Origin of the sequence: Tritonibacter multivorans (genome assembly GCF_001458415.1) — a bacterium.
In the GTDB taxonomy this organism is placed as follows: domain Bacteria; phylum Pseudomonadota; class Alphaproteobacteria; order Rhodobacterales; family Rhodobacteraceae; genus Epibacterium; species Epibacterium multivorans.
Genome location: NZ_CYSD01000014.1, coordinates 227,878 through 240,728 on the forward strand (window position 1 = coordinate 227,878; position 12,851 = coordinate 240,728).

Annotated in this window: 11 protein-coding genes and 1 pseudogene; 7 read left to right on the top strand and 5 right to left on the bottom strand. The window is 60.1% G+C overall.

Annotated elements, in window-relative coordinates; translation table 11 throughout:
* Nucleotides 1–6: 6 nt before the first annotated feature.
* The 3 genes and pseudogenes from TRM7557_RS05055 to TRM7557_RS20455 form a co-directional block, all read right to left on the bottom strand.
* On the bottom strand, nt 7–504 hold the full coding sequence (locus tag TRM7557_RS05055; protein WP_058289125.1) for a hypothetical protein: 498 nt from the start codon (nt 502–504) through the stop codon (nt 7–9).
* Nucleotides 505–642: 138 nt separating this feature from the next.
* Nucleotides 643–2,739: a phosphatase PAP2 family protein gene (locus TRM7557_RS05060; protein WP_165592407.1), complete on the bottom strand. Its 2,097-nt coding sequence runs from the start codon at nt 2,737–2,739 to the stop codon at nt 643–645.
* 183 nt (nt 2,740–2,922) lie between these two features.
* Nucleotides 2,923–3,162: pseudogene (locus tag TRM7557_RS20455) on the bottom strand (2-dehydro-3-deoxygalactonokinase); the annotation flags it as partial.
* 204 nt (nt 3,163–3,366) lie between these two features.
* Here TRM7557_RS20455 and TRM7557_RS05065 point away from each other — a divergent pair.
* The 7 genes from TRM7557_RS05065 to TRM7557_RS05095 all read left to right on the top strand — a co-directional run bounded on the left by TRM7557_RS05065 (nt 3,367) and on the right by TRM7557_RS05095 (nt 11,047).
* Nucleotides 3,367–4,269, top strand: coding sequence for a dihydrodipicolinate synthase family protein (locus TRM7557_RS05065; RefSeq protein WP_058289127.1), 903 nt, complete (start codon nt 3,367–3,369; stop codon nt 4,267–4,269).
* Nucleotides 4,270–4,280: 11 nt separating this feature from the next.
* Entirely contained in the window at nt 4,281–5,450 is a 1,170-nt protein-coding gene (locus TRM7557_RS05070) for a mandelate racemase/muconate lactonizing enzyme family protein (RefSeq protein WP_058289128.1), read from the top strand.
* 86 nt (nt 5,451–5,536) lie between these two features.
* Nucleotides 5,537–6,499: a TRAP transporter substrate-binding protein gene (locus TRM7557_RS05075; RefSeq protein ID WP_058289129.1), complete on the top strand. Its 963-nt coding sequence runs from the start codon at nt 5,537–5,539 to the stop codon at nt 6,497–6,499.
* Nucleotides 6,500–6,625: 126 nt separating this feature from the next.
* The gene (locus tag TRM7557_RS05080; RefSeq protein WP_058289130.1) at nt 6,626–7,117 is read left to right on the top strand and encodes a TRAP transporter small permease; all 492 of its coding nucleotides are present in this window, start codon (nt 6,626–6,628) and stop codon (nt 7,115–7,117) included.
* 1 nt (nt 7,118) lies between these two features.
* Complete coding sequence (locus tag TRM7557_RS05085) at nt 7,119–8,441, top strand: TRAP transporter large permease (protein WP_058289131.1); 1,323 nt, start codon at nt 7,119–7,121, stop codon at nt 8,439–8,441.
* 128 nt (nt 8,442–8,569) lie between these two features.
* Complete coding sequence (locus TRM7557_RS05090; RefSeq protein WP_058289132.1) at nt 8,570–10,276, top strand: SMP-30/gluconolactonase/LRE family protein; 1,707 nt, start codon at nt 8,570–8,572, stop codon at nt 10,274–10,276.
* Complete coding sequence (locus TRM7557_RS05095) at nt 10,277–11,047, top strand: SDR family NAD(P)-dependent oxidoreductase (protein ID WP_058289133.1); 771 nt, start codon at nt 10,277–10,279, stop codon at nt 11,045–11,047.
* A 62-nt stretch (nt 11,048–11,109) separates the two neighbouring features.
* On the opposite strand, the gene TRM7557_RS05100 is transcribed toward TRM7557_RS05095, so the two are convergent.
* Nucleotides 11,110–12,255: an iron-containing alcohol dehydrogenase gene (locus TRM7557_RS05100; RefSeq protein ID WP_058289134.1), complete on the bottom strand. Its 1,146-nt coding sequence runs from the start codon at nt 12,253–12,255 to the stop codon at nt 11,110–11,112.
* On the bottom strand, nt 12,252–12,851 hold a 600-nt coding region (locus TRM7557_RS05105), incomplete at its 5' end, for an aldehyde dehydrogenase family protein (protein WP_131727519.1). The genes TRM7557_RS05105 and TRM7557_RS05100, both read right to left, overlap by 4 nt.

Here is a 12,851-nt window from a genome sequence, read left to right on the forward strand (position 1 = left end):
CGGGGGCTATGCGTTGGAAGGAATGGGCACCTTGTCACCAAGAAGACGGCGAATAATCTGGTGAACACCTTCAGAACCACCCGCGAGCAAAAGCACCGTCATCGCCGCATCAATCAGGTTGAAATAGCCCTCTGTTGCCGGCGCGGTTGACGCGGCGAGGGACAGGACCGCCTCGCCCAGGCGCAGGCCCGCCAGCGACAGCGCCGAGGCCAGCAAGAGGCACACAACCAGCGAGACGAGGCTGCGTTCGCGGTTGGCGGCGTCTTCGGGGGCGGCGGATTTGGGTGGCACCACGCGCAGGGCCTGAAACAGCTCCATCGCCACCTCGCAGCCGCGCTCGATGACAAGGGCGAGGATGAAATAGACCAGCAGAATATTGGCCACTTCAACAAGAAGGGTTTCATCTGTTTTCAAGGTGATCAAAGGCGCGTTGGCGGCGTGAATGACAGCCAAGATCGTGCCGAGGCCCAAGATGGCAGCAGTAATTTTTCCAGATTTGGTCATGAGACGGTGCTCCTGAATGTGAGGGGAAAACACGATCGCCCGCCCCCACCCTGCTGGACATATACCATCAGGGCCGAGAGGAGTTCGGGGGCGGGGCTTGGCCCCGGCTGTGGTGCAGGGGCCAAGAGTCTTCACAGATCAAGCCGCCGACAGGCTCCCATCGCTGTTGATGACAACAGCGCTGACAATGTCATGCGGGGTCAGGTTGGTGGGACCGCTGAGCAGGGCGGCGGGCAGCTTGCGCGGCACGATCAATGGCACGGTCATGGAGACGGCTTCGTTGGGGTGATAACAGAGCATCTGTTCACGCAGGATACCGATCGTGATCGCTTCGCCCAGAAGGGCGCTTTCGATGTAATCGGTGTAGAAATGCACGCCGCCCATATTGCGGGCGTTGGAGATGTTCCAGATCAGCTTGTTCAGCTCGCCCTCCAGCGTCAGGCCATTGTCCATTTGAACGGCCAGCAGTCTCACGTCTTCTGGCGTTTTCGACTGCGCTGGACAGCCGGGCACAAGGGCGTGTTCCCTGTCCTCGACCAACTTGACCGGCGTGCCGTCGTCATTGGTCATCGCAAAGAACGCCTTCAGCAATGTGACACAGGCCCCGGCAACCGTCGCATGACCCGCCCCGTAGGCCGGGTGCATGGGCGACCCTTCGGCAAAGGCCATGGGCAAGAGCCAATTGTGATGGGGCTGCGGCGCATAGTGTTTCTTGTTCTGATCCGCGTTGTGTTTCCGGACCTCTTCCAGGATCGCATAGAGCGCCGGTTCGCCCGGTGTGGTGCTGGCCCCGGGGCTGTCCACATAGTGGGCGATGGTGTTGCCCAACTGGCGGCGGGCGGTCGCTTCGAATGACCCATCGCCCTGTGCATAGGGCTTCACCTGGCCTTTGAAACGTTTGTCGTTTTTCAGATCACGATGGGGCTCATAGCCTGACAGAACCGTATGCAACAGCGCGGCCGTGTGTTCCGGGCGATGGCGGCGGTGGACGGTGAACTTCTGATAGCGCACAGCTTTCAGCGCGCGGCTGGACACTTCGGTCACCAGCGTCAGAAGATGGGGGCCGCCAAACAGCGCAAAGGGTTCGCGGTTGGCTTTGATCGGGTCGGCCTGCTCTGAATGTTTGTGGTATGGAATACCACGGTCCGTGGCAAACCCTTCGTCCAGCAGGATCAATGCGGCATTCAGATAGGCCTGATAGAGCGCGTCATCATGCACATAGGTTGCCATATCGCGGATCGTGGCAATGGGACGTGTCTTGCCCTGAAGGATCTCGCTGGGCGCGTTTTTGCGCCGCACATTGGCCCCATTGAGCACATCCACATAGTCGATCCAGGTGGTCATGTAGTCTTTGCCCGGGATGGCGATATTGACCTTCTGATCGATCTGCTGCGCACCAAAGGCAATCTTGCCGGTTGCGCGGGCGGTAAAGTCGCGCTTGGCGCCTCCTGACCCCATAACCATAAACTGTGACAGAAACGGGGTTGGCCCTGCGTCTTCGCCTTTGCCGCGGAACAGCGTGCTCAGGGTTGGGGCATGACCGCAGCGACGGCGCGCCCGTTGCAGCGGATCGCCAATATCCAGCTTGTTGGTTTCGCCCTTGAACCAGCGCAGGTCGCTTAGGGTTTTGATCGCATGTTTGACCTTGTCGTGGCAGGCATGGATCGCATCCTTTTCCTTCGAAGACAGTTTTCCCCCAGAGGCTGGCTTCAGGTTATGGACCAGATCCTTTGGCATGAAGGCTGCCAGACACCAATCCCGTGCGAGCGCCATCTGGTACACTTCCGCGATTTCGGCCGCCAGCTCGGTTGAGCCCGCTTCGGGTGCAGGTGGCATTGGGATCGCCTGCGGATCCGGGCCTTCTAGGACAAAGGCATGACCGGCGGTCGGGCTTTCCCATTCGCGATGTCTGTCCATCCCCGGCATGGCCTCGGGATCTTTGCCTTCTGCGCGGGCTGTATGGTGCTCCCCGCGAAAGGCGTTTGCGCGGGAGAACGGCAGCGGGTCATGAGAGTCCGTGCCGTCAATAAAGTCGTCGTATTCATGGGGGTCGACCATGAGACCATTGATCCCATGTTCAAAGCCTTTGGTGAAATTGAAGATATACGGCTTGGTCTGATTGCTGTTGGGAACGCTTTTTTCCGGTGGGTAACCAGTGGACAGCGCGGCCGCGTCTTTGCGGATCTCCTCCGCCAAGAGATTTCGAATGTTCAGCGGATCGGTGGGGTTGGGCATAATATCCTCCATACTCGTAACACGCCGAAGGTGGCTGACATAACGCCACATCCGGCCCCAACAGCCTGTTGGACCCGCGTCAGGAAAACGCCAAATCAACGTGAGTAAGGAGATAAAATTCTGTGAAATCTCGCCTTGGAAGTTGGGGCGTGACGGGCGCACGAGGCGCAAGTTGTGCGCCTGCCGGAATTCACTGCCAATGACGAGACCCGAGAGGTCGCTGCGCATGTGCGAGGGGTCCAGTTCTGCGGCGAGCATGCCGGTGCGGACGGAAAACAGCTGCGTCAGAAAGGCCACGTCTTTGCCGCTGGTGTGCCGCGCGACCTCTGCGCCGTGCGCCATTGCGGTCCAATCGTCATCCCGCGTGGTCTTAGTCGCCGTCTGAAACGAACTGAACTCCGCCTTCCGATTCCTTCGTGGCAAGAATGTCGCCGGTGGCGCTCACCAAGACGCAGCGCAGGGATGTGGTGCCCCAGTCACGACAATTGTCTTTTTTAATAAGGTTTTGGAACCGATTTGAAGGTCGCCATAGTGGGGTTTCTCTCTGTTTGGATCTGGTCTTGCTATATCCAGATCTTCGCGCTAGTGTCAAAATATGTTTTAAAGTATCATAATGTGGACCTTACAATGACCGCGATGCTAAATGGAATACTCCCCGTCCTGCCGACGCCGTTCACAAGGGACGGCGAGGTCGATCTTGGGGCCATGCCGGGCCTTGTCCGCTATGCCATCGAGGCGGGCGTTGATGGTGTTGTGTTTCCGGGCTTCGCCAGCGAAGTAGAGCATCTGCAGCCGCAAGAGCGGGAAGATTTGCTGGCGCAGGTGGTCCGCGCAGCGGAGGGTCACATCCCGATTGTCGCGGGCGCCAGTGCCGAGACCGCAGATCAGGTCATCGCACATGGGACGGTGGCGCAAGCCTTGGGGATTTCCTGGCTGATGATCCAGCCACCCAAAGCCATTGGCGCAGGTTTTGCCGATGTTGCGGCGTTTTTTGAGCCGATTGTAAACGCGCTGCCAGAGATGCGGATCATCCTGCAAAATGCCCCGGCGCCACGCGGGTCTGACCTGTCGCCAGCCACGATTTTGAGGATCGTCGATCAATTCCCGCAGATCGCCTATGTCAAAGAAGAGACCCTGCCAGCGGGGCCGGCGATCACATCGATCCTGGGCGACAAACCCGACACGCTTCTGGGGGTCATCGGCGGCGGCGGCGCGCGCTATATTCTGGATGAATACGAACGCGGAGCCTGTGCGGCCATGCCTGCGCTCGAGATAGCGGGCGAACATGTCGCGTTGGACCGGGCGTGGCGCAAAGGTGACCAAAAGACCGCCCGCGATATCTATGTGCGGACCCTGCCGCTGCTTACCTTGCAGGCCGTGTATCGCATGCGCCTGACGAAACACACCATGATGCGGCGCGGCGTGCTGGACAATGCGGTGGTGCGGGCTCCAACGGCCGAGCTTGATGACTTTGCCACTGCTGATATTGACAGAAACCTGTCCGAGCTGGGCATCGGCGAAACCGCTTAGGAGCCTGACGCGTGTCTGAGGTTGTCACATCTGTTCAAGCCTTTACGCTTACCCAGTCGCGGGATGTGCCCTATCTTGGGGCGGCACGTCCCGGCGAAACACCCAATGAAAAGGGCTATCTGGTGCGGCTGGGCAATCGGACGGTCTATCCGATTTTTGACCGCTCGATCCTGGTGCGGGTTGAGACCAACAATGGCACGGTTGGCTGGGGAGAGACCTATGGGCTGGTCGCGCCCGGTGCGGTAGGGGAACTGATCAAGGACCTGCTGGCCGATTTCACCATCGGCCGGGATCCGACCGATCCAGCCGCGATCTATGACGATCTTTACGATCTGATGCGCGTGCGCGGCTATACTGGTGGCTTCTATGTGGATGCGCTCTGTGCGATTGACATTGCGCTGTGGGACATTGCCGGAAAAATCGCCAAGGCCCCGATTTCCACCCTGTTGGGGGGGGCGCAGCATGATCGTATCCCGGCCTATATCTCTGGCCTGCCCAAAGAAACCCTCGCGGCGCGCGTGGCGCTTGCCCAGTCCTGGCAGGCGCGCGGGTTTTCCGCTTTTAAATTCGCCACCCCAGTGGCTGATGATGGCCCGGCTGCAGAAATCGCGGCCCTGCGTGCCGCGCTTGGCCCCGAGGCGCAGATTGCAGCGGATTTGCACTGGAACCAGACGGCTGACACGGCACTGGGTCTGATCAATGCCATGGCTGCCCATGATCTGTGGTTTGCCGAAGCCCCCGTGCGCACCGAAGATATTGCCGCGCTGGCGCAGGTCACTGCGTCCTGCGACACGCCGATTGCAGTTGGGGAAGAATGGCGCACACATTTTGACATGTTGCACCGGATCGAACGCTGCAAAATCGCGATTGTGCAGCCAGAGATGGGCCACAAGGGTATTACCAATTTCATGCGCATTGGCCAACTGGCCGAGGCGCATGGCATCGATGTGATCCCCCATGCAACCATTGGCGCCGGGATTTTCCTTGCCGCCAGCCTTCAGGCATCGAGCGCGCTGAAGATGACCAAATTTCACGAATTCCAGCATTCAATTTTTGAACCAAACCGCCGTCTTCTGATCGGCGATATGGAGTGCAAAGAGGGGTATTACACACCGCCGACCGGCCATGGGCTGGGGGTGGCGCTATCGCAGGCGGCTCTGGATCTGCTGGAGCCCCTGTAAGACCTGCGCGTGACCCAATAAAGCTCGCTTGGGCATGCACACCAACATCGTCGGAATATTCAATGGAGGAGGAATAAACCGTGACTATGAAAACCACCCTGCTGAGTGCAGTCGCCGCGTGCACAATGGCGTTTGCGGTCTCTGCCGAGACACTGACGCTTGTGAACTCTGATGCCATCGACAGCCAGATGGACCGAATGAACAAGCATTTCAAAGGCTTGGTCGAAGACCGCTCGGGCGGCGATATTACCGTCAACTACATTACTGGCACCCAGCTTGGCACGCCGCCGCAGGTGATGGACCAGATGTCCACCGGATCTGTGGATGCGCTGGGAACGGCCGGGTCTTGGCTGTCGGCCTATGCGCCGGACACGCAGATCATGACCTGGGGCTTCACCTTCCGCGACAGCGACCATGTGTTTGATTTCTTCCGCTCTGACCTGTTTCAGGATCTGACCACAGAGATGCGTGAAGAGGCCCGCATCCGCGTGCTGTCCGGCGGCCCAACCGAACCGCGGATTGCCTTTATGGTGGACGCGCTGCCCAGCGATGGCAGCTTTGACAGCCGGAAAATGCGCATCCCGCAGATCCCGTCTTATCTTGGCCTGTGGACGGCCCTTGGCGCGCAGCCGACACAGGTCGCTTGGGGCGAGGTCTATCTGGGTCTGAACACTGGGGTTGTGGATGGCGCGGAAGGCCCGCCCACGGCTGCGATCTCTCAGCGGTTCCATGAGGTTGCGCCAAACGTCTATATGACCAACCACGTCTGGGCGTCGTCGGCCATTATGATCAACGAAGACAAGTTCCAGTCGATGTCGCCGGACCATCAGGCAATCCTGGTAAAAGCGGCTGAGGACGCCGCCACCTTTGCCTTTGAGGATGCCTCGTCGCGCCGCGACGCGGTGTTGGAGCAGATGCGGGCCGCCGGCGCCAAGATTTTGGACTACGACACAACCGCGCTGCAAGCCGCCGCCCTTGAAGGCGTGGCCAAAGCGGAAGCCGATGGTCTGTGGAGCCCCGGGCTGTTTGAAAAAGTTCAGCAGCAGTAGGACATTAAACTTCGGTCGGGCAGTCCCCTGCCCGGCCCCAAATATTCCAGAGCCCTCCAAAACCCGGTCCCCAACCACCACGTCAAGGGGCGCTCTGGACCAGTTCTCACGCACAACGGAGGCCTCATGCGCCAGGCGATCAAAACATTCATCCGCATTCAGGGCCAGGTCGAAATGGCGGTGTGCGTGGCTTTGGTCGCGCTGATTGTTGGAACGATCGTGTTTCAGGTCATTGCGCGCTATGTGTTCAACGCGCCGGTGCCCTGGATGGAGGAGCTGGTCACCATCTTTTTCATCCTCCTGACCCTGATCGCAGCGGCGATTGCGGCCAAGGAAAAGCGCCATATTCTGGTCGATCTCTTCCCCCGAGGCGCTTTGGCGCGGGGTCTGGGGGTGGTTATGTCGCTGTTGACCGTGGTCACGCTCGGGGTGCTGCTGGCCCATATCGGACCCATCCTGAAGGTGGAGTTCAGGCGTAGCACGATTTCCCTGCCGCAGAATTTTCCGATTGCTTACTACAATTCGATCCCGCTCATTTACTGCTTCTGTTCGATCATTCTGTCGACGCTGTATGACGTGATCTTTGAACGCAAAGAAGACCAAGAGGCGCTTGTCTGATATGGAAGCTCTACTTCTTCTGGCCCTTTTGTTCGGCCTTATTTTCCTGCGCATGCCAGTGCCTTTTGCCATGCTGACGGCGGCGGCTGGTTTCATTGCCTATCAATCCATCTTTGGCGACAATCCCCTGTTTAAGGCGGCGGGTATCCGCATCATTCCACAGCGTATGGCACCGTCCTTGGAAAGCTTTCCGCTGTTGGCGATCCCCTTGTTTGTCTTTGCAGGCAATCTGCTGAATGCCGCCGGGATTGCAGACCGGATCTTTACCTTTGCCAAATCCCTGGTGGCCCATGTCCACGGGGGGCTTGCGCATGTGAACATCCTGGCCTCGATCGTGTTTTCCGGCATGTCCGGCGTGGCGGCGGCTGATGCGGCGGGCCTTGGCGCGATTGAGATCAAAGCGATGGAGAAAGCAGGTTTCGGCAAGGCGTTTTCCGCCGCTGTGACGGCCTCGTCCTCAATCATCGGGCCAATCATCCCACCCAGTGTGATTATGGTGATCTATGCGGTGCTGTCGGGTGAATCCATTGCCAAGCTGTTTCTTGCGGGCATTGTTCCGGGCTTGTTTCTGGGCGCGGTTTTGATGATCCTGATCTACATTCTGGCGGTCACCAAAAAGGTCGAAGCTCCGGTCAGCCCGCGCGCCACATTCCGCGACGTGACCTGTTCAGCTTGGCGCGCCCTGCCCGGTTTGATGGCCCCGTTCCTGCTGGTGGCGGGGCTGCTGTCGGGGGTTGCCACGCCCACGGAACTGGGAGCGATTGTGACGGTCTATGCCATTATCCTTGGCCTTTGGATGCGCGAGCTGACCTTTGCGGCGCTGTTGAATGCGACCAAAAGCACGGTGTTCACCATTGGGGCGCTGGTGTTCATTCTGGCCTGCGCCGCGCCGATTTCCTGGTTGATTTCAGTTCTGAACGTGCCCGAAACCTTGCAGGTCTTCCTGCTGTCGGTGTCAGAGAACCCGATCATCCTGCTGTTGTTGATCAATCTGATGCTGCTGGTGGCAGGTCTGGTGATGGAGACCACGGCGATCATGCTGATTGCGGTGCCCACGCTCTGGCCAATTGTGGGGACGCTTGGCATTGATCCAACGCAGTTTGGGGTGATGATGATTTTCAACCTTCTGATCGGCGCGATCACCCCGCCCTTTGGTGTGATCCTGTTCATCATGATGGATGTGGCCAAGATCTCTTACGGGGCTTTGGTGCGGGCGATGATGCCGTTCTACATCCCGATTGTGATCACCTTGCTGGTCATTACGTTTGTCCCATCCGTGACTTTGTTCCTGCCGGAACTGGTCTATGGCGCCAGTGGGCGATAATGCGGGCCTGTGACCCATTTCTGACCGCAGAGGCGCCGCCCGGCGCGTCAATTGCTGTTAAAGGTCAGGCGAAATGCGATTAAGGCTTGGGACGGCAGTTGAAAACCACGCCAGAGAGGTGCGTTGTCTTGGAAAGTGAACCCGATACGAAGAATGTCCCAGCGGGTGCGGCGGCTCTGGCCAAGGGGCTGACGCTCCTTAATCTGGTGGCAGATGCCGACCAGCCGCAACGATTTGCGGAACTTCTGAAGGCATCGGGGCTGTCCAAGCCGACCTTCGCCCGCATCTTGCGGACGTTGACGGCCTTTGGACTGGTGCGCAACGACGAGGCACAGGGGACCTATACGCTGGGGCCGCGGTTCCTGGAGCTGTCTCACAAGGTCTGGGACAGCTTTGACCTGATTTCAGTCGCAAGTGCCGAGCTTGACCGCCTGTCGGCTGAACTGGGCGAAACCGTTGCCTTGTGCAAGCTGGACAATGACGGCGTGGTCTATGTGGCCGAAAGTTCGGGTGTGGGGCTTTGTGTGCATGTGCGAGTGGGCGATCGCAAGCCGCTTTACTGTACCGCGGCGGGCAAGGCGTTTCTGGCGTTTCAAGACCCGTCTTTTACCCGCGCCTATCTGGATGCCGCCACGCTGGAGCAACACACAGCCACCACGCTGACAGCGCAAAAGGCGCTGGAAGGGGATCTGGCCCTGACCAAAGCCCGTGGTTATGCGGTGTCCTATGAGGAGTTCCTGCCCGGTGTGAATGGGGTCTCGTCCGTGGTGTCAGCCCCCGATGGCACGCCGCTGGGGGCGCTGACGATCCTTGCCCCGGCCTCGCGCCTGAGCGAAGAAAACATTCACCCGGCGGGCCGCGATCTGATCGCAGCGGCCCGTCGGATCACCGGTGCGGCCGGCGCTGTGGCGCTGTCTTCGCGGCCGCAACCGCGGGCCAAAAACAGCAAGACCAAGCCGATGGAGATCGAATGTGTCCTGCCGTGGGGGGCACAGCTGGGCGAAGCGCCGGTCTGGCACGAGGGTCATAAACGGCTGTACTGGGTCGATATTCTGCGCCCGGCGGTTTACCGGCTGAACCCGGAGACCGGCGTGAACGAGGCCTGCGTGCTGGAGAAACTGGTCAGCGCGGTTCTGCCAACTCTGGGCGACGCGCTGATTGTCACCACACAGGATGGCGTTGAGATTTTGGATTTTGACACCGGTGACTTGTTGCCGTTCTGTGACCCGGAAGCTGGTCTGCATGAAAACCGCCTGAACGATGCCAAAATCGGACCCGGCGGGTCGATCTGGGTGGGGTCAATGCGGATGGACGCGGCAAAACCAACAGGCGGGCTCTACCGTGTGGATCAGAGCGGGAACTGGCTGCGCCGGGAAAGCGGGCTGACGGTGTCCAATGGGCTGGCCTGGAGCCCCGATGGCGGCACTTTCTATTTTGTCGATACGGTGCCGGGGCTGATCTATGCCTATGACTGCGTCCCCGGTGCCGGAGAGCTGTCCAATCGTCGGGTTTTCGCCAAGGTAGATGCCGATGACGGGCGCCCGGATGGCCTTGTGGTGGATGCGGCAGGCGGCCTGTGGTGCGCGCTTTGGGATGGCTGGAAACTGCGCCGGTTCACGCCAGACGGCAAGGTTGATTTTGACGTTGATATGCCCGTCCCGCGCCCGACCAGCCTGTGTTTTGGCGGCGCTGACAACAAAACCCTCTTTGTGACCAGCGCCCGCACCCGTCTGCCCGCCGCCACATTGGCCGAGGCGCCCCTGTCCGGCGGCATTTTCGCATTTGACGCTGGAGTGTCTGGCGCGCCAACCTATTCCTTCAAGCTGGAGGCCTGAATGAATTACGCCCCCAATGCGCTGTTTGATCTCAGCGGTCGCACCGCGCTGGTGACCGGCGCCAGCCGTGGCATTGGCGCGGCCATTGCCCAAGGGCTGGCGGCTGCAGGCGCGCATGTGTTTGCCCATGGCCAAACGGAACGCAGCGCTGCGGCAACCGTCACGGCCATTACAGAAGCTGGCGGCAGCGCCGAGGCGATTTTTGGTGATCTGGCTGAACGATCTATGGGCAGCGCGCTCATTCGCAGCTGCGAGGCGCGGGCCGGCAAGTTGGACATTTTGGTGATCAATGCGTCCGCGCAGATCAATGCCCCTTTGGACCAGCTCACCGATGCGGATCTGAGCTTTCAGATTGACGTCAATCTGCGTGCAACCGTGGACATGCTGCGCGGGGCCCTGCCTTTGATGGCGGCGCAGGGTTGGGGGCGCGTGGTCAATATTGGCTCGATCAATCAGTCGGGTCCTAAACCGGTGGTCACCGCCTATGCCGCGACCAAAGCGGCCCAGCACAATCTGGTACAAAGCCAGGCGCGTGAATATGCGCAAACAGGTGTCACCCTCAACACCCTATCGCCGGGGCTGATCGACACAGACCGCAATGCCGATCGCAAGGCGACGGATCCAGAGGGTTGGCAGGCCTATGTTGCGCAGGCCAATTGGATGGGCCGCGCCGGAACGGCCGACGAGATGGTCGGGGCAGCGGTGTTTCTCGCATCCGATGCAAGCCGGTTTATGACCGGTGAAGTGCTGACCCTGTCAGGGGGCTACTGAACCGGATCACATATCCGATGCGGGACGCTGGCCCCCCGGGCAAACCAGAGGGCCAGTTCGGCTCACAATGCGTTTTCGAAGAGCGTTGTGAGGTTTTCTTCTGTGAGTTTGATTGGGTTTCCGCCGCAGGAGGGGTCGGTGATTGCGTCTTTGACGAGGGCGGGGATGGCGGTTTCGGTGACGCCGAGGGCGCGCAGGGATGAGGGAATGCCAAGACGGTTGTTGAGATCCTGAACAAAAGCGCAGAAGCCGTCAAAGCCGCCCTCGATCCCCAAGTAAGCCGCCGCCTGATCAAAGCGGTCGCGGATGGCGGGCGCGTTGAAGGCCAGCACCGCGGGCATGCAGACCGCATTGGTGGTGCCGTGGTGGGTGTTGAACTGCGCGCCCACGGGGTGGCTCATGGCGTGGATGGCGCCAAGGCCTTTCTGGAAGGCGGTCGCGCCCATCATCGCCGCTGACATCATCTGGGCACGGGCCTCCAGATCCTGGCCGTCGGCATAGGCGCGCGGCAGGTAATCCTTGACCAGACGCATGCCCTCCAGCGCAATGCCCTGGCTCATCGGGTGATAATGCGGGCTGGAAAACGCCTCCACACAATGGGCAAAAGCGTCCAATCCGGTGCCTGCGGTGATCGCGGGCGGCATGCCCACGGTCAGTTCCGGGTCGCAGATCACCACAGCGGGCAGCACCTTGGGGTGGAAGATGATCTTCTTGGCATGGGTTTCAGAATTGGTGATGACGCTGGCGCGGCCCACCTCGGAGCCGGTGCCTGCGGTGGTGGGCACGGCAATGATCGGCGCAATTGCGTCGCTGTCCGCCCGCGTCCACCAGTCGCCAATATCCTCAAAATCCCAGACCGGACGGGTTTGGCCTGCCATAAAGGCCACCATTTTCCCCAGATCCAGCCCCGAGCCGCCGCCAAAGGCGATGACCCCATCATGGCCGCCCGCCTTATAGGCCGCGACCCCCGCTGCGAGGTTGATCTCGTTTGGGTTCGGGTCGACCTCGGCAAAAATCGCACGGCCCAGACCCGCGGCCTCCAGAATATCCAGCGTTGCGGATGTGATCGGCAGCGGTGCCAGCCCGCGGTCGGTGACCAAAAGCGGCTTGGTGATGCCGACTTGCGCGCAGGCGTCTGCCAGCTCCGCAATGCGGCCCGCGCCAAATTTAAGTGTGGTCGGATAAGACCAGTTTCCAACAAGGCTCATGAGGTCACCTTTTTCAGATGGTAGGATTTGGGGCGCGTCAGGTTCTGGTAGCCGATCACCGACAACCCGCCCCCGCGCCCGGTGTTTTTGCAGCCCGTCCAGCAGAGGCCGGGATCCAGATAATCCGCCCGGTTCATAAACACCGTGCCAGTTTCCAGCTGATCGCCAATGCGCGCGGCGCGCTCCACATCCGCAGTCCAGAGCGACGCCGTCAGACCAAAGTCGCAGTCATTCATCAGCCGGATCGCTTCCGCATCAGAAGAGACCTTCATAATGCCGACCACAGGGCCAAAGCTTTCTTCGCGCATTACCCGCATGTCATGGGTCACATCCGTCAGGATCTGCGGCGTCAGATAAGCGCCGCCATCATCGGCGGCAAAGGGGTCTATATGAGCGGTCGCGCCATCAGCCACAGCCTCGGCAATCTGGGCCCGCACCTCATTGGCGAAACGCACATTGGCCATTGGCCCCAGCGTGGTTGCGGGATCCATGGGATTGCCCAGCTTATAGCCCTGAACCAGCGCCACGGCTTTGGCCACGAAGCTGTCATACAGGCTTTCGTGCACATAGATCCGCTCAATCCCGCAGCAGCACTG

What these genes read in the sequence shown, in the direction of transcription:
- TRM7557_RS05055 (WP_058289125.1), bottom strand. Translation starts at nt 504, where the DNA reads ATGACCAAATCTGGAAAAATTACTGCTGCCATCTTGGGCCTCGGCACG.
- TRM7557_RS05060 (WP_165592407.1), bottom strand. Translation starts at nt 2,739, where the DNA reads ATGCCCAACCCCACCGATCCGCTGAACATTCGAAATCTCTTGGCGGAG.
- TRM7557_RS05065 (WP_058289127.1), top strand. Translation starts at nt 3,367, where the DNA reads ATGACCGCGATGCTAAATGGAATACTCCCCGTCCTGCCGACGCCGTTC.
- TRM7557_RS05075 (WP_058289129.1), top strand. Translation starts at nt 5,537, where the DNA reads ATGAAAACCACCCTGCTGAGTGCAGTCGCCGCGTGCACAATGGCGTTT.
- TRM7557_RS05080 (WP_058289130.1), top strand. Translation starts at nt 6,626, where the DNA reads ATGCGCCAGGCGATCAAAACATTCATCCGCATTCAGGGCCAGGTCGAA.
- TRM7557_RS05085 (WP_058289131.1), top strand. Translation starts at nt 7,119, where the DNA reads ATGGAAGCTCTACTTCTTCTGGCCCTTTTGTTCGGCCTTATTTTCCTG.
- TRM7557_RS05095 (WP_058289133.1), top strand. Translation starts at nt 10,277, where the DNA reads ATGAATTACGCCCCCAATGCGCTGTTTGATCTCAGCGGTCGCACCGCG.
- TRM7557_RS05100 (WP_058289134.1), bottom strand. Translation starts at nt 12,255, where the DNA reads ATGAGCCTTGTTGGAAACTGGTCTTATCCGACCACACTTAAATTTGGC.